A 20,822-nucleotide genomic window follows, 5' to 3' on the forward strand; every position below is an offset into this window, starting at 1 on the left:
GCCTCGTGCGCATCGAGCTTGGAGCGTGACGGCTGGCCCTGCTTGCGAGCCTCCGTCTCGCCGGTCTCGCGATAGCGGCGATACCAGGCCCCGGCCGTCGAGATCCCGATGCAAAAGCGCCGCGCCGCCTCGCGCGTCGAAACTCCATCCTCAATCGCCGCGATCACACGGCCGCGAAGGTCGCCGCTCAGGCTCCTCGACATCTTCACCTCCTGGCAAATCACCAGCAGCATCGAATCAGACAAGCCAGACCGCGTGAAGCCTCAAACCGACTCTAAGTTCATCGAAGATGCTCTAGCTGAGCTTTGCCTGCGCGTCGGCCCTATCCGCCGAGCGGGTCGATGACATGCAGGAAGGAGCCCACGACGGAGCCGCGGCGCAGGCCCGCCTCGCCGAGATCGGCGCCGGAAGCGTCCCGCACGCCAAAGAGCCGCTCGGCGGCGCCTTCCACGACGATGGAGGCGTAGTGGAATTCGTGGGCGGCGAGCGGGCCGGCGAAGGGCAGGTCGACGAGCGGGGCAAGACGGCGATAGCCCAGATGCAGCTTCGGATGCTGGAACGAGGTGACGAGCGGCAGGAGCCCGGCCATTTCGTGCGAAACCCCCTGCGCATCGATCAGCGCCTCGCCGAGCGCCATGAAGCCCCCGCATTCGCCATAGACGAGGGTGCCGCGCTCCGCCGCGCGGCGCAGCCCCTGCCGGAAAGAGGTGGCGGCGGCGAGGCGGTCGGCATAGAGCTCCGGATAGCCGCCGGGCAGAAAGACGGCGCCGACGCCCTGCGGCGGGCCCTCGCCGGCGAGCGGGGAGAAGAAGGAAATCTCCGTCCCGTCCGCGCGCCAGCCCTCAAGAAGATGCGGATAGGCGAAACGGAAGGCGATATCGTTTGCAACCGCGATCCTCTGGGCCGGCGGGGGCAGGCCGGGGGCGGGGCTTGCAGGCCCGGCAACCGGCGCGGCGGCTTTGAAGATGGCGTCGAGCGCGGTGTGGCGCTCCATCAATTCGCCGGCGCGCGAAATCGCCTCCAACAGCCCGCGCTGTTCCTCCGCCTGGACGAGGCCGAGATGGCGCGAGGGCAGGGCAAGGTCCTTCTGGCGCGGGATAAGGCCGAGAAGCGGCACCTGCGTGCGCTCAAAGCCTTCGCGGATAAGGCCGGCATGGCGCTCCGAGCCGACGCGGTTGACGAGGGCGCCGATGAGCGGAAAGCCCTCGGCGAGACGCGAAAAACCTTCCGCCACCGCCGCCACCGATTGCGACATGCCGTCGGCTGCGACGACCAGGAGCACCGGCAGGCCAAGGGCACGCGCGAGCGCGGCGGTGGCGCCGAGGCCTTCGGCACCGCCGTCGTAAAGGCCCATCACCCCTTCCACCACGAGAAGGTCGGCGCCCTCTGCCTGGCGCGCGGCGAGCGTTGCCAGCCGCTCGGGGCCCATGGCGAAGGCATCGAGATTGACGGCCGGCGCGGCGCTCGCCGCCTCCAGAAAGCGCGGATCGATGTAGTCGGGGCCGGCCTTGGCGGCGCGCACGGCAAGCCCGCGCCGCTTGAGCGCCGCGATCAGCCCGGCCGTCAGCAGCGTCTTGCCGGAATGGCTGGAGGCGGCGGCGATGAGGATGGCGCGTGCAGGCGTGCTCAAGCCGTCCTGCCGGTGCCGTCCGCTTCGCGGCGAAGGGGATCGGGGTCAAGCGCGCGGCCGCAGAGCGCGCCGAGCCAGTCGAGGCCGGCGCGCAGCCTCACCACCTCGCCGAGGACGACGAGGGCGGGCGGCGTCAGGCCGGCGGCGGCGCAATCGGCGGCGGCGCGGCCAAGGCTCGTCTCCAGGACGCGCTGGCGCGAGGTGGTGGCGTCGCAGACGATAGCCACCGGCTCCTCGGCGCCGCGCCCGGCGCAAAGGAGCGCATCGGCGATCGTCTCAAGATGCTTGATCGCCATGTACATGACGATGACCGGAGAGGATTTCGCCAGGGAAGCCCAGTCGATGGAGGAGGGCGTCAGGCCGGTCTGGTCGTGGCCGGTCAGGAAGGTGACGGCGTGGTTGATGTCGCGGTGCGTCGACGGGATGCCGGCATAGGCGAGGCCGCCGACGCCGGCGGTGACGCCCGGCACGATGCGGAAGGCGATGTTGTGGGCGACCAGCGTCAGGGCCTCCTCGCCGCCGCGGCCGAAGAGAAGGGGATCGCCGCCCTTCAGCCGGCAGACGCGCTTGCCGGCGCGGGCGAGCTCGACCAGCCGCAGCGAGATGTCGCGCTGCTTGGGCGAGGGCTTGCCGCCGCGCTTGCCGGCATATTCGATGACCGCGCCGGAACGGGCGTAGGTCAGCACATCCGGATCGACGAGGGCGTCGTAGACGACATGGTCGGCCTGGGCGAGGGCGCTCGCCGCAAGCAGCGTCATCAGGCCGGGATCGCCCGGCCCGGCCCCGACCAGCCAGACGGAGCCCGGCTCAAAGACCGGCAGACCGGCAAGGAGGTTTCGACGCGCATCGTCCATCTGCCTCTTCTGGCAAGCGCCGGGCGCCAAGACAAGCCGTCTTGGCAAGCCGCGTTTGGCGGGTGCCGAAGGGCGGTCTATAGAGCGCGTTGAAGATCGGGGGAGCGGCTTCATGCCCAAGGTGATGATCCTCGGGGGAACGGCGGAAGCGGGCGAGCTGGCGGCAAGGCTCGCCGGGGACAAGCGCCTTGACACGGTGACCTCGCTCGCCGGGCTGACGCGGCTGCCGAATGTCGCCGGGCATGTGCGCCGCGGCGGCTTCGGCGGGCCGGACGGCCTTGCCCAGATGCTGCGCGAGGAGGGCTACGACGCGCTCGTCGATGCCACGCATCCCTTCGCCGCGCAGATCGCCCGCCATGCCGCGGAAGCGGCGGAGGCGGCCGGCGTGCCGCGCATCAAGCTGATGCGCCCGGCTTTCGAGCGGCGTCCGGGAGACGCATTTCTGGAAGTCTCCGACATGGCGGAAGCGGCCGCCGCGATCCCGCAGGGCGCCCGCGTTTTCCTGGCGGCGGGGCGACGGGAAATCCGGCCCTTCGCCGAACGGGCGGATCTGTGGTGCCTTGTGCGCATGCTGGAGCCGCCGGTGCCGGGCGAGAAGCTGCCGGCGGGCGAGCTTGTTCTCGGCCTGCCGCCGAGCGAGGCGGAGGAAGAGGCGGCGCTGCTCACGAAGCACGGCATCGGCTGGATCGTGTCGAAGGATTCCGGCGGGCGGGCGAGCGCCAAGATCGAGGCGGCGCGAAGGCTCGGCCTCAAGGTGGTGCTGGTGAAGCGGCCGGAGCCGCCGCCCGGCCCGCAGGCGGCTCAGCTGGAGGCGATTCTCGCCTGGCTGGAGGCGACGCTTTTCCCGCCGGCCGGGCAGGGCTGAGGCTTCGCCTGCCTGCGGCCGTCGCTCGCCAGCCAGCGGTCGAGAAAGACGCTCAGCCAGCGGCGCACCGGCGGATCGTAGCAGAACCATTTGGCCATGTGCTCAGAGCGCGGCTGCGCTCCCGGCAGGGCGAAGCGGGCGGCGCCGCGCACGGTCCAGCGGCAGGCCATGGCGTAGGTCAGCTCGGAATGGAACTGCACGGCGAAGGCCGCCGGGCCGAAGGAAAAAGCCTGGTTCTCAAAAAGCTCGCCGCGGGCGAGGAGCGTTGCGCCCCGCGGCAGATCGAAGCCCTCGCGGTGCCATTGATAGACATGGCTCGGCCAGTCCATCAACGCCCTGCCCTCGGGTGTCGGTGACAACGGGTAGAAGCCTATTTCGGCGCAGCCCTCGCCATGGCTCTTCACCTCGCCGCCGAGCTGCTTCACCAGCATCTGGGCGCCGAGGCAGATGCCGAGGAAGGGCGCTTTCTCCTTCAGGGCGACGCCGATCCAGTCGATCTCGCGCTTGACGAAATCGTCCGTGTCGTTGGCGCTCATCGGGCCGCCGAAGATGACGGCGCCGGCATGGCCGGCCATCGTCTCAGGCAGCGTGTCGCCGAAGCGCGGGCGGCGGATGTCGAGCGGATAGCCTTTCGCCTGAAGCATCTGGCCGAGCTTGCCGGGGCTGGAGGTCTCCTGATGCAGGATGACGAGGACGGGGCGGCGTCCCGGCGCGGATGGACCGGCGGGAGCCGCGTTCACGAGGCGTAGGGGATGGGCAAGGTCGCTCATCCGATCTTAGCCGGGTTCCTCTGCGATGCGGCGCTCGGCGACGGCGTGTTTGAGGGCAATGCGGACATTGCGGTCCACGCCGAGAAGCTCGGCGACCCGCCAGACGAGATTGTCTTCGAACTCATGGACTTCGCCATCGACATAGACGATTTCCCACAGCCGTTCCACCGCGCGGATGCGTTCCTCGATGCTCATCTGGCGTTTCAGGACGGAGGTGAAGCGGTAAAGGTCTATCGCCTCCGCATCGACCCGCTTCGCTTCCTCGATCAGCTCTTCGAGCGCGGCGCCGGAAAGCCCGTATTCCGCTTTCAGGATGGCGCGAACCTTGGCGAGCTCGCCCGCGCCGGCAACGCCGTCGACGGCCACGCAATGCACCATCAGCGCGGCGAAGGCGAGGCGCTTGTCGTCATCGGTGAAGGTCGGCGTGTCGTCGTCGGAGCCGACCGAGTTGAGAAGCTGACGCAATCTTTGCAGCATGATTCCGATCCGTTTGTGCCCAAAAGCTAGGGCAGGTTGGGCCCGCTTGCCAATGACGCTCCGGTAAGGTCCCGGCGAAGATGCGGCCGGAACTGCGTCAAAAGGGTGATCGCCGGCTTCCGGAGCGGCCACCCGTCGGAACGACTGGTCGCGGGCACGGGAAGCGGCCGGCCGGCTTTCGCTTGGGCGTAGGCGCCTTGTGGTCCATGATGAGACGGCGCTCCGGCGTGTCGCCGGGGCGGAGTTTGCTGAAACGAAGGGAAGGACGACGTGATGGCGAAACGGCTATCCTTCCTTGCCGCCCTCTTGCTGGCGGCGATGGCTGGCCATGCCGGAGGCCAGGAACTGGCCGGCTGCAGCGCGGCGGCGGCGGACGAACCACCACGCACCGTCTATCGCTGCGAGGGCGGTCTGGTGATCGAGGCGGAGGCCGCCACGGAGCTTCGCGCGGTTGCCGGCGCAGGCGGGCCGCAGCCGGCGGTCGTGGAGGTTGAGGGCAATGCCGTCCTCATTGAGGCCGGCAGCGGGCGCGGCGCCTTTCAGATACTCACCCCCCATGCCATCGCCTCGGTGCGCGGTACGGTCTATGCCGTGGAGGTGAGCGCGGGCTCCACGGCGGTCTTCGTCGTTGAAGGCCTTGTCGGGGTCAGCCGTCGCGACGGCGCCGAGGGGGTGCAGCTTGAAGCCGGTGAGGGCGTCGACGTGGTGCCGGGCGAAGCCTTGACCGTGCGCGAATGGGGTCAAGGCAGGGTCGACGAGCTCCTCGCCCGTTTCGGGCGTTGACGGCGAGGGCGCGGACGCGCCTGCCGTTGTGGGCGGCCGGCCTTGCGGCCCTCCTGTCGGTAGCGTGGACGTTTCTGGTCGGCTCGCCGCATCTTGCCGGAACGCGCAGCCTGCTCGACCGTCTGGAAGCGCCGCTCGCCGATCTGAGGCTCGTCCTGGCCGGGCCGCGGCCGGCGCCTTCGCAGGTCGTCATCGTGGCCATCGACGACCGCACCGTGGCCAGCGAAGGCGGATATCCGCTCAGCCGCGCCCGCATCGCGGAAATCGTCCGCAGATTGTCGGCCGTGGGAGCGAAGGTCGTCGCTATCGATCTTCTGTTTCTCGAACCGAGCGAAGAGGAGGCGGATAGGCGCCTCGTGGAAGCGGTCTCGGAGGTGCCGACGGTGCTTGCCGCAGCGGCGCGCTTTTCCCGGCCGCACATGCAGGCAAACGGACCTCCCCAGAGCACGCAGGAGCTCTGGCCACTGCCTTCGCTGCGCGCGGCCGCTTCGGTCGGCCTCGTCAACGTCTCGGCGGATGCGGGCGGCACGCCGCGGCACTTGCCGATGGTGTTCGTCACCTCGCAAGGCCCGGCGCCGGCCTTCTCGCTGCGCGCGGCGGCGCTCTTCCTGGGCGCCGAGCCGGTGATCGGCAAGGCGGCGCTGACGCTCGGCGGCCAAAGCGTGCGTCTCGATCTCGGCGAGCACCTGCCGCTGCGTTTCTACGGACCGGCCGGGTCTGTGGAGACGCTGAGCGCCGCCGATATCCTGGCCGAGGATGGCTTCAAGGCGCGGTTGGCCGGCCGGCTCGCCGTGCTCGGCGTGACGGCGACGGCCGTCGGCGACACCTTCAGCACGCCCTTCGATCCGGTCACGCCGGGCGTTGAGGTTCTCGCCACCGGTATCGGCAACCTTCTGGCGGGCGATGCGCTCATCCGCGACGCAGCGATACGGCGGATCGACCTTGTCATCTCAGCGGGGCTGGCGGCTGCGAGCGCCGTTGCCCTGGCGATCATGCCGCCGAGCCTCGGCATCCCGCTGGTCCTTCTCATCACCGGAGCCTGGCTCGGCGCGCTGGCGTTCTTTTTCGCCGAGGGATGGTGGCTGAGCGCGGCCCTGCCGATTGCGGCCGTCATCCCCTCCGCCACATTGGTGACGCTGGCAAGGCAGATACACGAGCGCCGGCAGGCCGGAGCGTTGGCGCGGGCGCAGGATGCGCTCGCCCGCCTGCAGCCGCCCGCCCTGGCGGCGGAGATTGCGCAAAACCCCTCCTTCCTGCGCCATCCGGTGGAGCGCAGCGTTGCCATTCTGTTTCTCGACCTTTCCGGCTTCTCGCGCCTCAGCGAATTCATCGGCCCGGCCAAGACGGGCGACTTCCTGAAAGAGTTCCATGCGCTGATCGAGAACGAAGTGGTCGCCCATGAGGGCATGGTGCTCGGCTTCATGGGCGACGGGGCGATGATCGTGTTCGGGGTTCTGGGCGAGCGCGCCGACGATGCGAGCCGGGCTCAGGCGGCGGCCTTGGCGTTGGTGACCGGCGTGCGCGGCTGGATCGGACAGACCGAGGGTGCGGGCGGGGCCGTCGATGTGCGCGTCGGCGCGCATTTCGGGCCCGTCGTTCTCTCGCGCCTCGGCTCGCAGACGCATGAGCACATCACCGCGGCGGGCGACAGCGTCAACCTGGCGAGCCGGCTGATGGAAGTCGCCAAGGAGGCCGGGGCCCAAGTGGCGGTCTCGGCGGAGCTTCTCGCCGCGATGGGGCCGCAAGGAGCCGAAGCCCGGCAGCCGGACGAAATGCGCGATGTCGATATTCGCGGACGAAGCCGGAAGGCGCGGGTCGGCCTTTATCGTTGGGAGCGCCGATGACGGTATGAGACGCCGGCACCGATGGCGGCGTGGGCGGGCAAGACCCGCGACAGGCATCCGGGCCGCGTGCCGGATTTGGGCCAGCGCTCAGTGCTGAAGGCAGGCGTTGCTCTGCCAACCGGCCCAACGCGGCTTCACAGATGCGGTGCGAATTCCGCTAATGTACGCCGGCACCGCCACTTTTTCCCGACCGAGATGGATACCTCCTACGCCTATTTCGCCGAAGTCGCCCGCCAGGGCTCCATCCGCCAGGCGGCGGAGCGGCTCAACATCTCCGCCTCCTCCATCAGCCGGCAGATCATCAAGCTGGAGCACGATCTCGGCGTGCCGCTGCTCGCCCGTCACGCCCAGGGCGTGAAGCTGACGGCGGCGGGCGAGATCGTGGCGGAGTTCGTCCATAGCCGGCATCGCGAGCTTGCCCGGCTGCGCGCGAGGGTCGACGAATTGAAGCGGCTGGAGCGCGGCCATGTCTCGCTCTACACGGTGGAAGGCATGCTCGGCGGCTTCCTGCCGCGCGCGATCGCCGATTTCTCCCGGCGCCATCCCGCCCTCACCTACGAGGTGGTGATCGCCGGGGCCGACGACGTGATGCGGGCCGTGGCCGACGACCGCTGCGACCTCGGCATCGCCTTCCAGCCGAAGCCGCGGGCGGATGTGGAAATCGTCGGGCATATGGCGCAGCCCGTGCTCGCGGTGGTGACGCCAGAGCATCCGCTGGCGCGGGAGGAATCGCTCAGCATCGCCGATCTCGTCGCCTATCCGGTCGGCCTGCCAGATCCGAGCTTCGGCATCCGCCATATCGTCGATCTGGCGACGGAAAGGGCTGCGATCGAGTTGCAGCTTCGTCTGGAAACCAACTCCATCGAGATGGTGCGCCAGTTCGCTCTCTTCGGCATGGGTGTCGCCTTCCTGCCGGAATTTGCCTTTCAGCGCGAGGCCGCCGCCGGCTCGCTGATCGGCATACGCCTCATCGAAACGGAGCTCGCCTCCGCCACGACACAGTTCTGCAAGCATGGCGAGTTCGATCTGACCTGGGCGGCGCGCAGTGTGCTGGAAGCTCTGGTGGAGGCGAGCGATCAGATGCTGGTGTTGCGCTGAACGCAACGCTCTGTGCCGCTCTTTGCGCTTCCTTCGCGCAGCCCGATTGCGCCACACTCTCCCGATACGCACCAACAGGGAGGGGTTACGATGAAAAAACAAAACACCACCACAAGGCCGCTATGGGGCGGCGCTGCCGGAAGACTGACCGCTCTGGCCTTGCTCGCCGGCGCGGCCGGCCTGACGCAGTCAGCCGCGGCGCAGGAAACGATGAAGGTCGGCGCGCCGCTGCCGCTGACGGGGGCGCTTTCCCCGGAAGGTCTGAAGCAGCAGCGCGGCTACGATCTGTGGGCCAAGACGGTCAACGAGGCGGGCGGGATCACCGTCGGCAACAAGACCTACAATGTCGAAATCGTCTATGTCGACTACGAGTCGCAAACCCCGCGCGCCGTCCAGTCGGCAGAGCGCCTCATCACCGAGGATGGCGTAAGCTTCCTCTTCTCGCCCTTCGGCTCAGGCGCCGCGAAGGCGGCGAGCAGCGTCTCGGAGCGCTACCAGATCCCGACCGTGGCGCCCACCGCCTCCTCGCCCTCGGTTTACGATCAGGGCTACCAATATCTCTTCGGCACCTTCACGCCGAATTCCACCCTGACGACGCCGCTTGCAGATATCGTCGCCAATTCCGGCGAGGAGATTAAGACGGTCGCGATCTATGCGCGCAACGACCTGTTTCCGCTCGCCATCGCCCAGGAAATGGAAGCCTCCGCCAAGGCGCAAGGGCTGGAGGTCATCTCCTTCGACGAATACGCCATCGGCACGATGGACCACGGCTCCGCCTTCACGCTGATGCGTCAGTCGCAGCCCGATTGGGTCTTCGCCACCGGCTACATCAACGACCTCATCCTCATCCGCAAGCAGATGGCCGATCTGGGCATCACTCCGAAAGTGCTGACGATGATCGCCGGACCGGCCTACAAGGAGTTCATCGAAGCTTCCGGCCCGCTGGCGGAGAACGTCTCCAGCGCCGCCTGGTGGCATCCGGCCGTCTCCTATGAGGGCGAGGACATTTTCGGCGCCACCACCGATTACGTCGCGGCCTTTGAGGCCGAGTACGGCTCCACGCCCGATTATGCCGAAGCCTCAGCCTCGGCCGCCGGCGCCATCCTGCAGGTCGCCATCGAGAAAGCGGGCACGATCGAGCCGCAGGCGGTGCGCGACGCGCTGGCCGGCCTCGACATCGTCACCTTCTACGGCCCCGTCCGCTTCAGCGAGACCGGCCAGATCAACTCGCTTGAGCCGCCCGTCTTCCAGATCCAGGACGGCACCGCCAAGGTCGTCTTTCCCGAAGACGTGAAGCAGGCCGATATGCGCTACGGCGACATCAACTAGGCCCTCACCGCAGCCCGCAAAGCTCCCGCGGAAGCCGCCGCGGGAGACCCTCCGGCACGACGAGCGAGACATGCTTTACGCGCAGATTCTGATCAACGGCCTCGTGCTGGGCGGCCTCTACGCCTGTATCGCGGTCGGCTTCTCCCTGGTTTGGGGCGTCCTCAACGTCATCAATATCCTGCACGGCACCTTCGTCGTGCTCGGCTCCTATATCGCCTATTTCTGCTACGTTCATCTCGGCATCCATCCCTTCCTGTCCATCATCGTCTCCGGCGGCATCCTCTTCGTCCTGGGCTTTTTGGTGCAGGCGGGGCTAATCAACCGGGTGATGGGGGCGCCGGTGCTGACGACGCTGGTTCTGACCTTCGGGCTGGAGCTCCTGCTCAACAACGGCATCCTCCTCGCCTTCTCCGCCGATTACCGCACCGTCCAGCTTGCCAATCCTCTCGGCAGCACCATCATCGGTGGCCTCGTCTTCCCGCTGGAGCGGGTGGTGGCGACGGCGCTGGCGCTCGGGCTCACCGTGCTGCTCTACGTCATGCTGGCGAAATCGCGGATCGGCCGCGCCATCGTGGCCGTGCGCATGGATGCAGAGGCGGCGGCGCTGATGGGCGTCAACGTCAAGCGCATCTACGCCGTCACCTTCGGCGTCGGTGCGCTCATGGCGGGTGCGGCCGGCAGCCTGCTTGCCATCGTCTTCCCGATCTCGCCGCTCAATTCCACCGAGTTCCTCGGCATCGCCTTCGTGGTCTGTGTGCTCGGCGGGCTCGGCTCGGTCGCCGGCGCCATGGTGGGCGGGCTCGCCCTTGGCGTCATCGAAAGCTTCGGGGCGCTGTTCATCGGGCCGGAGCACGGGCTCACCATCGCCTTCACGCTGCTCATCCTGCTGCTCATCTTCAGGCCGACCGGCATTATGGGGCGGAGGGGCTACGAATGACCCGCGTCCTGCCCGTCGTTCTCGTCATCGCCCTTGTCGCAGCGCTGCCTCTCCTTGGCGACAATTACCTGCTGCGCCTCGGCACGATGGGGGCCATGTATGCGGTGATGGCGCTCTCCTGGAACGTCATCGGCGGCTTTGCCGGCTATCCTTCCTTCGCCACCGCCGCCTTCTTCGGCCTGGGAGCCTATACCGGGGCCATCCTGCAGGGCGCGGGGGTCTATATGCCGCTCGCCTGGGTGGCGGCCTGTCTCGCCGCGGCGCTGTTTGCCGGCCTGCTCGGCCTCGCCATCCTGCATCTGAAAGGCCATTACTTCGCCATCGCCAGCCTCGTCGTCGCCGAGGTTCTGTTGGAGATCACCACCTCCTGGACCAGCCTCACCGGTGGCGGCATGGGGCTCAACCTGCCGATCCTGCGCATCTCCGTCGACGCGCAGGCGCGCCTGTTCTTCTGGGCGATGCTGGCGCTGGCGAGCCTGACCCTGGCGATGAACTGGATCGTCGCCAACCATCGGCTCGGCTTCGGGCTCAGATGCATCCGCCAGAACGAAGACGCCTCCGGCATGGTCGGCATCAACACCACCCTCTACAAGGTGATCGCCTTCATCCTCTCGGCCGTCTTCGTCGGCGGCGCGGGGGCGCTTTACGCCTCCTGGGTGTTCTATATCGAGCCGCCGGACGTCTTCGCGACGCTGACCTCGGTGAAACCGATCGTCATGGCGCTTCTCGGCGGCGCGGGCACGGTCCTCGGACCGGTGATCGGCGCCGTCCTCTTCCTCGTCATGGAAGAGCTCGTCTGGCGCAACCTCCTGGAAATCCACGCGGCGGCGCTCGGCATCCTCATCGTCATCCTGATCTTCTTCCTGCCCGGCGGCGTGCTCGGCCTGTTCAAGCGGCGGCGCAAGCCGGCCGCGCCGAGCCGGCCGCTGGCCAGCGCGGAGGCTGGACGATGACGGCGATCCTGAGCCTCGACAACGTCACCCAGCGCTTCGGCGGCCTGACGGCGCTCGATGCCGTCAGCCTCGACATCGCGCCCGGCGAGGTGGTCGGCCTCATCGGCCCGAACGGCGCCGGCAAGACGACGCTCGTCAACATGGTGAGCGGCGTCTACAAGCCCTCCACCGGCACGATCACCTTCGATGGCAAGCGCATCGACGGGCTCAAATCCTATCAGATCGCCCGGCTCGGCGTGGCGCGCACCTACCAGGTCGTGCAGCCCTTCCCGGAAATGACGGTGCTGGAGAACGTCATGTCGCCGGCGACCTTCGCCGCCGGCAATCTCGGCGTGGAGGCCGCGCAGGAGAAGGCGCTGGAGGCGCTGCGCTTCTGCGGCCTTGATGAGCAGGCGCAGATGCGCGCCTCGGAATTGACGCTGGCCGGGCGCAAGCGGCTGGAGCTCGCCAAGAGCCTCGCGATGGACCCGAAGGTGCTCCTCCTCGACGAGGTGAATGCCGGCCTCAACCCGGCCGAGATCGACCTGGCGCTCGATCTCATCCGACGCATTTCGGCAAAGGGCGTCACCATCGTCATCATCGAGCATTTGATGAAGGTGGTGATGAACCTTTGCAGCCGCATCGTCGTCCTCCACCACGGTGCCAAGATCGCCGAGGGCACGCCGGCCGAGGTGACCTCCGACCCGCATGTCATCGAGGCCTATCTGGGCAATCGCTACGCCAGGAAGCAGGCCGGCGAGGCGAAGGAGGGTGCCGATGGCTAAGCCGCTTCTGAGCGTTGCCGGGCTGGAGGCCGGCTATGGCGACATCCAGGTCCTTTGGGGCGTCGATCTGGAGGTGGCCGAAGGCGACATCGTCTGTCTCGTCGGCTCCAACGGCGCCGGCAAGACGACGCTGCTGAAGACGATTTCCGGCCTGGTGAAGCCGAGCGCGGGCTCGGTCCGCTTCGCCGGCGAAGAGCTCGCCGGCAGCGGTCCGGGCGCCATCCTGGGCGCCGGCATCGCGCAGGTGCCGGAGGGGCGGCGCCTCTTTCGCACGATGAGCGTGCGCGACAACCTTCTGATGGGCGCCTATCTGCGCAAACCGAGCGATCCTTCCGTGGGCGAGGATCTCGACCGGGTGATGCAGATGTTCCCGCGGCTTGCGGAGCGCGCGCGCCAGGATGCCGGCACCCTGTCGGGCGGCGAACAGCAGATGTGCGCTATCGGCCGGGGTATCATGAGCCGGCCGAAGCTCTTGATGATCGACGAATTGTCGCTCGGCCTCGCGCCGCGGGCGGTCGAGCTCCTCTCCGAATCGCTCCTGGAAATCAACCGGGCCGGCACCACGGTGCTGCTTATCGAGCAAGACGTGCTGACGGCGCTGGAGATCGCTTCACGCGGCTATGTGCTCGACCGGGGCCGGGTGCTGATGAGCGGACCCTCGGCCGTTCTCGCCGAGGCTCCCGAGGTGCGCGAAGCCTATATCGGCGCCTGAGACGACGGACACGTAAAGAGATGAAAGGTGATCCGAATGAGCGCGATTGAAAGCGCCCGCCCGCAGCGGCTGGAGAAGATCCTGGCGCCCTATGACGGTGCCGTCGTCGGCGAGATGGAGGTGGCTGGCGCCCAGGAGGTGGAAGCGGCGCTCGCCGGCGCGCTCGCCGCCTTCAAGGTGATGAAGCGGCTGCCACGCTTCGTGCGCGCCGATATTCTCGACCGGACGGCCGATATCATCGAGGCCCGGCGCGCCGAATTTGAGCGGCTGATCGCGGCGGAGGCCGGCAAGCCGCTCTACGATGCGCGCGGGGAGATGTCGCGCTCGCTGTTCAACCTCAGAAACGCGGCGCGCGAGGCGCGGGCCTTTTGCGGCCACGAAGTGCCGCTCGACGTCGATGGCGGGGTGTTTGAGTATCAGACGGCGACGCCGGACGGACGGGCGCTCGACCTCGGCAAGACCGATATCGACATGCTCGCCAATCTCGGCCGGCGTTTCGGCGTCGCCCGGCGCTTCCCGATCGGGCCGGTGCTCGCCATCACCCCGTTCAACTTCCCGCTCAACCTCGTCCTGCACAAAGTGGCACCGGCGATCGCGGTCGGCAATTCCGTCGTCCTGAAGCCGGCGCCGCAGACGCCGCTGACCAGCCGGCTGATGGCGGAGGCCTTCGCCGAGGCCGGCCTGCCGGAAGGGGCGCTTACCGTCGTGCATTGCGACGTTCCGCTGGCGGAGAAGATGGTGCGCGACGAGCGGCTGAAGATGGTCACCTTCACCGGCAGCGCGAAGGTCGGCTGGCACATCAAGGACATCGCCGGCAAGAAGAAGGTGGCGCTGGAGCTCGGCGGCAATGGCGCCGTGGTGGTGGCGCCGGATGCCGACCTGGAATTCGCGGCCGCCCGCTGCGTGCGCGGCGGCGTCGTCTATGGCGGCCAATACTGCATCGGCGTGCAGCGCATCTATGCCCATGCCGGGATCTACGAGCGCTTCAAGGCGCTGTTGGTGGAGAAGGTTGCGGCCTGCCGTACCGGCGATCCACTGCAGGAGGGCGTCGATGTCGGCCCGGTCATCGACGAGGGGGCGGCCAAGCGCATCGAAAGCTGGATCGAAGAGGCCGTTGCCGGCGGGGCGAAGCTGCTTACCGGCGGCAAGCGCGAGGGCGCGCTCATCCATCCGACGGTCATCACCGATACCCGCCCCGACATGAAGGTGGAGTGCGAGGAGATCTTCGGGCCGGTCATCACCCTGACGAAGGTGGAGACGGTGGAGGAGGGCGTGCGCCGCGCCGCCAATTCCCGCTACGGGCTGCAGGGCGGCTTTTTCACCAACGATCTGCGCGCCGCCTTCCGCTCGCTGGAGGATTGGGACGTCGGCGGGCTGATGATCAACGACGTGCCGATCTACCGGATCGACAACATGCCCTTCGGCGGCTGGGGGGATTCCGGCTTCGGCCGCGAAGGCACCCGCTACGCCATGGAGAGCATGAGCGACATCAAGTTCCTTGTCGTCAATTACGGGTGAGGGTGTGACGGGTCCCGCCAAGGTGGCCGTCGCCGGGCTCGGTGCCATCGGCTCCAAGGTCGCGGCCGCGCTTGACGCCGGTCTGCCGGGGCTGAAGCTCGTCGCCGTGGCAGCCGGCGAGGAGGCGGCGGCGCGCCGGCTCATCGCCTCCTTTCGCGAGGAGGTGCCGATCCTGGCTCTCGGCGAGCTGGCGGGCCTCGCCGATATCGTGGTGGAATGCCTGCCGCCGGAGCTTTTCGCCGAGCTTGCCGGCCCGACGCTCGCCGCCGGGCGCACATTGATCGCGGCGAGCGCGGGAGCGCTGCTGGCCAACGAGGCGCTGGTGAAGATGGCCGCGGCGCATGGCGGGCGCATCGTGGTGCCTTCCGGGGCGCTTGCCGGTCTGGACGGGCTTTCCGCCGCCGCGGAGGCGGGGCTCTTGAGCGTGCGCCTCGTCACCCGCAAGCCGCTTCGCTCCCTGGCGCAGCGGGTCGAGGTCGGCGGCGAGACCATCGATCTTCGAGATCTTGCCGCGCCGAAGCGTCTTTACGCCGGCTCGGTGCGTGAGGCCGTCGCCGCCTTTCCCGTCAACGTCAACGTCGCCGCCTCCGTCGCCTTCGCCGGGCTCGGGCCGGAGCAGACGCAGATCGAGGTCTGGGCCGATCCGGGGGCGAGCCGCAACCGCCATACCCTCTTCGTCACGTCGCGCGCGGGCGCCTTCACCGTGGAGGTGGAGAATCTGCCCGACCCGGCGAACCCCAAGACCAGCAGCCTCACCGCTTACAGCCTCATCGCCTGTCTGCGCCGGCTCCGCGCCCCTTTCGCGGTCGGTAGCTGACGGGCCAGTATCCAAGGAGAGAGACGATGACTTCGACTGCCGAAATGGCCGCCGGCGGCTATGCCTATATCCCGGGCGTCTTCCAATATTCAGCCGGCGTTGCCGCGCTGCCGGGCCACGCCATTGTGCGCGTGCGCTTTTCGGAGGTGGTGCCGCTGGAAGAGGGCTTCCGGCGCATCGCCGAGACGCTGGATGCGGCGGGGCGGCCGCGGACGGCCTTCTGCGCCTGCGAGTTGCGCTCGCCCGGCCAGTTTTCCGAAGAGGGCTTTACCGCCTTCAACGAGGCCTATGTGGGTACGCTCAAGTCCTGGGGCATCTTCAAGGACGGCGCCAACCCGGTGGCGCGCGCCAATGTGTGCCCGGAGATCGACCCGCCGGGCGTACCGGGCTTTCACGCCTTCTCCTATACGGTGGAGAGCGCGGCGGCGGAGCGAAGCTTCGTCATCGCCGGCTCGGGCGAGGCGCCTGAAGGCAAGGGCAATTATCACGACCAGATCGTGCGGTGCGGCGAGACCGGTCCGGAGGCGATGCGCGAGAAGGCGCGCTGGGTGCTCGGCGAGATGGAGCGGCGGATGGCGGCCTTCGGCGTTTCCTGGGCGGATACGACCGGGGCGCAGCTCTATACGGTGCACAATGTCCACGGCTTCCTCGCCGAGGAGATCGTCGCCCGCGGCGCCGCCCGGCACGGCCTCACCTGGCACTATCACCGCCCGCCGGTGGTCGGGCTGGAATACGAGATGGATTGTCGCCGGGTGCTGAAGGAGCGGGTGCAACCGGTCTGAGGGCCGCCGAGGCCCGGCGCGGCTGACATCGCAATGATTGCCCGGCCGCCCTGTGGGGCGGCGGGCGCCACTGGCGGCTCAACTGTCTTTGGAACGGCGATGGCCGGCTCGACCGCGGAACCGCTCGCGCGGGATATCACCGCGCCCGCTACGCCACCGAGGGCCGGTGAGGCAAGGCCTGGTGGGGAAGCGGGCGAGAAGGTTCAACGCCAACTTAGAGCGTGTCATGGGAAGGGAAGAGGCACCCAGCCGCTGATTTCCGGCCGTTAATTGGCGGCCATCGGCACGGTCGGAAAGGGCACCCGCCGCCGCCCGGGATGTCAGCCATCAATGGGGTTTGAGCGCTTGGCGCGGGGTGCGGCGCCGGCCGTCTGGAGGCTCTCAGGCATCGATGGGCGCTACCGCGAGGATCGTGGGGAAACACGCGGACGCGGTGACATGGAGCCTGCCGAACGTTCCGGCGGGCGGAAGACCAGGCGAGCCCGCTTACGGGCCTGATAAACCGAGGTATCGGAGAGTTGGGTGGTGCCGCATGCCGGACTCGAACCAGCGACCCACGCATTACGAATGCGTTGCTCTACCAACTGAGCTAATGCGGCTTCCCAGATGCAAGGCCCATCCTAGCGATCGCCCGCAGCTTCTGCCACCCGGCCGGGCCGGCTTGAAGGCTCAGCGCGGGGCGGAGCGCACCTCTTAGCGAAATCGGCCCTTCCCGGCAAGCGCGGCAATCGCGCCGCCGGCCTCGATGCGGGCAGGAGATGGCCAAGGCGGCGGCGCCGGTCAGAAGAGCCGGAAACGGCTCTTCTTCGCCTCGTCCTTGCCCGCCTCCGGACCCGGATCGTCGGGCGGGTGCAGATGGCCGTTCTTGGCGCCGTTGAGCTTCGGCGCGTGCCCGGTCTCGTGCGCGCCGGCGAAGGCCTTGCGGGCGGCAAGCTCGTCGCTTTCCGCCGCTTCCTCCTTTTGGCCCGCGCGGGCGGGCTTGGCGCTTTCGGGCCTGGAAGCGTCGCGCCCGGCGGTCTCGGCAAAGGCGGCTCCGGAAGGCGTTGCCTCCGGCGGCTTGGTCGCCGGCGAGGGCTTTGCGGGCGCAACGGAAGCGGGTGTGGCGGAAGCGGGTGTGGCCGAAGCGGGTGTGGCCGAAGCGGGTGTGGCCGAAGCGGGTGTGGCGGAAGCGGGTGTGGCGGAAGCGGGCGCGCCGGACCTTGCCTCGTCAGGCTTGGAAAGGGACACCTCGCCCGTCGCGCCCGTCGCGCCCGTCGCGCCCGTCGCGCCCGTCGCGCCCGTTTGCGGCTTGGGGTTCGGCGGAGCGGAGGCTGGCGCCACGGCAGTGTCCGGGGTCGCCGCTGCGGGTGCGGCAGCCGCCTGCGGCGGCGTTGAGGATGCGGCAGAAGCCGTCTGCCCCCTCCCCGCTTTCTCGGCCGCTGGTGCGCCCGGGGTCGGTGGCGCGGTTTCGGTGGGGCGCCCGTCCTTGACGGTGGACAGCTCCAGCGGCTTGAAGCTCTCCTCGTCGATATCGATCATCTTGCGGCTTTGCGGCTCCTCCACGGGAACGCGCCATTCCACCGCGTCGAGACGGCCGGTGACCGGCGAGATCGGCGCCCATTCCTCCAGGACGACGCCGTCGGCCGTCCAGGCCGGGTCGCGCGGCGCGTGCACGGCGCGCGACAGCCATTCGCGCATGCGGCCGCGATCGCCGTGCTCGCCCTCCTCGATCTCGGCCATCAGCAGCAGCGCGTTCTGCGTCGGATGCGTCCTCACCAGCGGGGTCAGCGCCTCGCGGGCGAGCGCCCAGTCGCGGGCATTGATGGCCGCCCTCGCCATGACCAGGCGGGCCGCGTCCTCGTTCGGGCGCAGCTTCATCAAGGTCTCGATGCGCTGGAAACGGTCGCGCGCGGAATCGCCGGGCCGTACATGGGCATAGGCCTCGGCGATATCGGGGTGCGGATTGGCCTTCCAGGTCGTCTCCAGGATCCTGGTGGCGCGGCGGATGTCGCCAAGGCGCGACAGAAGCCGCCCGGCGACCACCGCGGCCGGGACCAGACTAGGCTCCAGCCCATGCGCCTCGATGGCCGCTTCCTTGGCCTTGTCGGGCTCTGAATCCTCGCGCGACAGCGCCTCGGCGGTAAGAATGACGGCGCGCAGCCGGCGGGCGCTCTTGCGGTCGATCGCCTTGGATTCGGTGTAGCGCGACAAGGTCTTCAGCGCCCCGCCCCATTCGCCCTCGGCGGCCTGATAGCGCAGCAGCGCCTTGGAGGCCCAAGGCGTGGAGGCGGAAAGGTCGCGCGCCCGCTCCGCAAAGGCGCGCGCCGCATCGTGATCGCCGTCGCGCGCCGCCTCGATAAAGAGGCCACGCAGACCGACGATGCGCGTCGGCTCGTGCTCCAACATCGCCTGGAAGGCGGCGCGGGCGGCGCCGTGGTCGCCCTTCAGCTGCGCCGTCTGGGCCTTCAGGAGCAGCGTCAAAGGGTCGTCGCCGCGCCGGGCAAGCTCGTGGGTTGCCCGCTCGGCGGTGGCGATATCGCCGGCGGCAATGGCCAACAAACCGGTGGTGACGGCCTCGCGCTGGCGCTTGTCGCGCCGCTGGCGGAAGGCCTGGCGGGCGCGCAAGGGCATGCGCAGGACGAAGAGCGCAAGGCCGATGAGAAGAAGCGCAGCCGCCAGAAGGAGGACGGCGGCCAGCACGGCGCGGGCGAGGCCCAACGTATAGGCGGTGCCGTCCAGCACCAACGTTACCTCGCCCGGCGCGCCCTTCAGCCAGGCGAAGCCGAAGACGATGGCGAAGAGGGCGGCGATCAGAAGCAGGAAACGGATCATCTTGCGTCCTCAGCCGGCGGCGTTGAGGCGGGTCAGCGATTCATCGCGCAGGCGCGCCGCCAGCTCCTCGCCGGCCGCGCGCGCTTCCAGCCTGCTGGCCCATTCGGCCGAGGCCAGGCGCGCCGCCTCCGGCAGGCCCTGCCATTCGGAGAGCGCCTCGGCGAAGGCGCCGGCGCGCAAAGCCGCGGCGATGCGCGAGGTGATGGCGATGATGTCGTCGCCCTCGCGCGGCTCGGCCGGGCGGATCTCCACCAGATTGCGGGCGCTCGCGGTCAGCCGGTCGACAAGGCTGGCATCGGGGGCGGGCTTGCGCGCCACCTCCGTCAGCCGGCCGGAAAGATCACGGAAATCGGCGAGAAGCGCCTGGCGGGAGGGAAGCCCCTCCTCGGCGAAAGCCTCCAAGGGAGGGGGTATCTGAACGCCGAACGCCGCCGCCGTATCGAGCTCGGAGCGATAGGGGCGACCCGATTCCAGCGCCGTGTTGAGGGCTTGCGCGGCGACGGCCGGGGCGAGGGCGGAAGCGCGATCGCTCGCCGCCTGCACCTCGCGCATGCGCTCGGTGATCTCGCCGATCGCCGTGCGCAGGGTCTCCACCTCGGCGGCGGTGGCGGCGCCGGCAAGGGCACTCTCAAGCTGCGTCAGGCTCGCCGCGTTGGCGGCGATCGTGTCCTGGAGCGGGGAAAGGTCGACGGGCTCGGCGCCCTCCACGGCCGAGATGCGGCCGGCCAGATCCTCAAGCCGCGTCGACAGCGCCGTCAGGTCGCCCTCGCTGCCGGGGGCAAGGGTGCCCGGCCGATCCCTCAAGGCCGCGATCTCGCCGGAAAGGGCCTGAAGACGCTCGTCGACATCGCTGCCGGGCTCCGTGCCGGCGGCGACGGTCGCCTCCAGCTTGCTGAGACGCGACCATACCTCGTCGAGCGCTGCCGGGGCAGCGCCGCTGCCGGCTGCGGCATTTGAGGAAAGGGCGTCGACATAGGCTTCAAGACCTTCGATCTGCTGGCGCAGATCGGCGGGCACGCCGTCGGCGACCTGGCCCGCCAGCGCATCGAGGCGCTCACGCAGATCGCTCTGTGTGGCGTTGAGCGTCGCCGTCTGCGCGCCGATGCGTTCCTCCAGCGCGGCAAGGCGGGCCGCAGCGTCCGGGCCGCCCCCGCCGCCGGAAGTCCCGACGAGGCCGATGGCCCAGGCGCCGCCAAGCGCCAGGCCCGCGCCGAGGATGCCGGCGCCAAGGAGCGAGACGAAACCCGCGCCGCCGTTCTTGGGGGACGGCGCGGACGTGGGCGGTGGCGCGGTATCGCGCGCGGCGGCGGCAGGGCGTTCGCCTTCCGGCCCCTTGCCGGCGGGCTTTTGCGCGGCGGAGGCCGCCTTATCGGGCGCCTTTTGCGACCCTGCCGGCTTGTCGGCGGGGCCAGCCTCGTCCGCCGCCGTCTTGGCGGCGCCGGAGGGCCGCGTATCCGGCCCGCGGCTCGCCGCCCCGGTCTTCACGGCGTCTTCCTGATGCGGCTTGTCGGCGGACTTGTCGGCGCCCGCCTTCTCGGCAGCCGGGCCGGATGGCTTGGCTTGCCCATGGCTGGCCGAAGCGCCCGTCTTGGCCGGCTCTTCGGGGATATGCGAGGCGCCGGGCTTGTCCGGCTTGTTTTCGGCGGCAGCCGTCTGCGCCTTCTTGACCTCTTCCGCCTTCAGGTCGAGGGTGACGGGCTTGCGCTTTCCTGGTGAGGTGGTGCCGCCCTTGTCCTCAGGATTCTTGGCCAAATAACCCTCCTGCACCGAAATCGGGCCGCCGCGAGCGGCAGAGCCCTGTTATGCCCCAAGCTGGGCGTCGGCGAAACGCCTTGCCGCAACGGCGGTCCATCCGTCGCAAGATTCCTCGGCGTCGCA

General features: G+C 69.0%; 19 protein-coding genes and 1 tRNA gene. 12 read left to right on the top strand and 8 right to left on the bottom strand.

Annotated elements, in window-relative coordinates; genetic code table 11:
- The 3 genes from Q331_RS0108150 to cobA all read right to left on the bottom strand — a co-directional run.
- Positions 1-203: helix-turn-helix domain-containing protein (locus Q331_RS0108150; protein ID WP_026380364.1), on the bottom strand; the 203-nt coding region annotated here is incomplete at its 3' end.
- A gap of 119 nt (positions 204-322) precedes the next feature.
- A complete protein-coding gene (locus tag Q331_RS0108155) occupies positions 323-1,630 on the bottom strand; it encodes a cobyrinate a,c-diamide synthase (protein ID WP_026380276.1) in 1,308 nt (435 codons plus the stop codon).
- Positions 1,627-2,484 (bottom strand): uroporphyrinogen-III C-methyltransferase, encoded by an 858-nt coding sequence (gene cobA, locus Q331_RS0108160; protein ID WP_026380277.1) that lies wholly within the window; start codon positions 2,482-2,484, stop codon positions 1,627-1,629. The genes Q331_RS0108155 and cobA overlap by 4 nt, the downstream gene beginning before the upstream one ends.
- A 112-nt stretch (positions 2,485-2,596) precedes the next feature.
- On the opposite strand from cobA, the gene Q331_RS0108165 reads away from it, so the two are divergent.
- A complete protein-coding gene (locus tag Q331_RS0108165) occupies positions 2,597-3,349 on the top strand; it encodes a cobalt-precorrin-6A reductase (RefSeq protein ID WP_026380278.1) in 753 nt (250 codons plus the stop codon).
- Here the strand turns inward: Q331_RS0108165 and Q331_RS20615 are convergent.
- Together Q331_RS20615 and Q331_RS0108175 are read right to left on the bottom strand one after the other, a co-directional pair.
- Positions 3,286-4,119, bottom strand: a complete 834-nt coding sequence (locus Q331_RS20615) for a glutamine amidotransferase (RefSeq protein WP_156953292.1) — start codon at positions 4,117-4,119, stop codon at positions 3,286-3,288. The genes Q331_RS0108165 and Q331_RS20615 overlap by 64 nt on opposite strands.
- A 6-nt stretch (positions 4,120-4,125) precedes the next feature.
- Positions 4,126-4,596 carry a tellurite resistance TerB family protein gene (locus Q331_RS0108175; protein ID WP_026380279.1) on the bottom strand — a complete coding sequence of 157 codons (471 nt, stop codon included), beginning with the start codon at positions 4,594-4,596 and terminating at the stop codon, positions 4,126-4,128.
- Positions 4,597-4,869: 273 nt separating this feature from the next.
- Here Q331_RS0108175 and Q331_RS0108180 point away from each other — a divergent pair, with 273 nt between their 5' ends.
- The 11 genes from Q331_RS0108180 (at position 4,870) to cnbZ (ending at position 16,133) form a co-directional block, all read left to right on the top strand.
- Positions 4,870-5,379 (top strand): FecR domain-containing protein, encoded by a 510-nt coding sequence (locus tag Q331_RS0108180; protein ID WP_051630837.1) that lies wholly within the window; start codon positions 4,870-4,872, stop codon positions 5,377-5,379.
- A gap of 26 nt (positions 5,380-5,405) precedes the next feature.
- Entirely contained in the window at positions 5,406-7,223 is a 1,818-nt protein-coding gene (locus Q331_RS0108185) for a CHASE2 domain-containing protein (protein ID WP_169738478.1), read from the top strand.
- A gap of 195 nt (positions 7,224-7,418) precedes the next feature.
- Positions 7,419-8,321 (top strand): LysR family transcriptional regulator, encoded by a 903-nt coding sequence (locus Q331_RS0108190; protein ID WP_026380282.1) that lies wholly within the window; start codon positions 7,419-7,421, stop codon positions 8,319-8,321.
- A gap of 90 nt (positions 8,322-8,411) precedes the next feature.
- Positions 8,412-9,650, top strand: a complete 1,239-nt coding sequence (locus Q331_RS0108195; protein ID WP_084174904.1) for an amino acid ABC transporter substrate-binding protein — start codon at positions 8,412-8,414, stop codon at positions 9,648-9,650.
- Positions 9,651-9,720: 70 nt separating this feature from the next.
- Complete coding sequence (locus tag Q331_RS0108200; RefSeq protein WP_026380284.1) at positions 9,721-10,587, top strand: branched-chain amino acid ABC transporter permease; 867 nt, start codon at positions 9,721-9,723, stop codon at positions 10,585-10,587.
- A complete protein-coding gene (locus Q331_RS20620; RefSeq protein ID WP_034491538.1) occupies positions 10,584-11,540 on the top strand; it encodes a branched-chain amino acid ABC transporter permease in 957 nt (318 codons plus the stop codon). Before Q331_RS0108200 ends, Q331_RS20620 begins: the two co-directional genes overlap by 4 nt.
- Positions 11,537-12,304 (top strand): ABC transporter ATP-binding protein, encoded by a 768-nt coding sequence (locus Q331_RS0108210; RefSeq protein WP_026380285.1) that lies wholly within the window; start codon positions 11,537-11,539, stop codon positions 12,302-12,304. The genes Q331_RS20620 and Q331_RS0108210 overlap by 4 nt, the downstream gene beginning before the upstream one ends.
- Positions 12,297-13,016 (top strand): ABC transporter ATP-binding protein, encoded by a 720-nt coding sequence (locus Q331_RS0108215; RefSeq protein WP_026380286.1) that lies wholly within the window; start codon positions 12,297-12,299, stop codon positions 13,014-13,016. The genes Q331_RS0108210 and Q331_RS0108215 overlap by 8 nt, the downstream gene beginning before the upstream one ends.
- 36 nt (positions 13,017-13,052) lie before the next feature.
- The gene (locus tag Q331_RS0108220; protein WP_026380287.1) at positions 13,053-14,534 is read left to right on the top strand and encodes an aldehyde dehydrogenase family protein; all 1,482 of its coding nucleotides are present in this window, start codon (positions 13,053-13,055) and stop codon (positions 14,532-14,534) included.
- A 4-nt stretch (positions 14,535-14,538) separates the two neighbouring features.
- Positions 14,539-15,351 carry an aspartate dehydrogenase gene (locus Q331_RS0108225; RefSeq protein ID WP_034491539.1) on the top strand — a complete coding sequence of 271 codons (813 nt, stop codon included), beginning with the start codon at positions 14,539-14,541 and terminating at the stop codon, positions 15,349-15,351.
- Positions 15,352-15,377: 26 nt separating this feature from the next.
- Positions 15,378-16,133 carry a 2-amino-5-chloromuconate deaminase CnbZ gene (gene cnbZ / locus Q331_RS0108230; protein WP_026380289.1) on the top strand — a complete coding sequence of 252 codons (756 nt, stop codon included), beginning with the start codon at positions 15,378-15,380 and terminating at the stop codon, positions 16,131-16,133.
- 523 nt (positions 16,134-16,656) lie between these two features.
- Here the strand turns inward: cnbZ and Q331_RS0108235 are convergent.
- The 3 genes from Q331_RS0108235 to Q331_RS0108245 all read right to left on the bottom strand — a co-directional run bounded on the left by Q331_RS0108235 (position 16,657) and on the right by Q331_RS0108245 (position 20,696).
- Positions 16,657-16,732 (bottom strand) — tRNA-Thr (locus Q331_RS0108235).
- A gap of 181 nt (positions 16,733-16,913) precedes the next feature.
- A complete protein-coding gene (locus Q331_RS20625) occupies positions 16,914-18,944 on the bottom strand; it encodes a heme biosynthesis protein HemY (protein ID WP_051630839.1) in 2,031 nt (676 codons plus the stop codon).
- A 9-nt stretch (positions 18,945-18,953) separates the two neighbouring features.
- Complete coding sequence (locus Q331_RS0108245) at positions 18,954-20,696, bottom strand: COG4223 family protein (RefSeq protein ID WP_034491540.1); 1,743 nt, start codon at positions 20,694-20,696, stop codon at positions 18,954-18,956.
- Positions 20,697-20,822: the final 126 nt, after the last annotated feature.

It is taken from the genome of Afifella pfennigii DSM 17143 (assembly GCF_000688515.1).
Taxonomy (GTDB): domain Bacteria; phylum Pseudomonadota; class Alphaproteobacteria; order Rhizobiales; family Afifellaceae; genus Afifella; species Afifella pfennigii.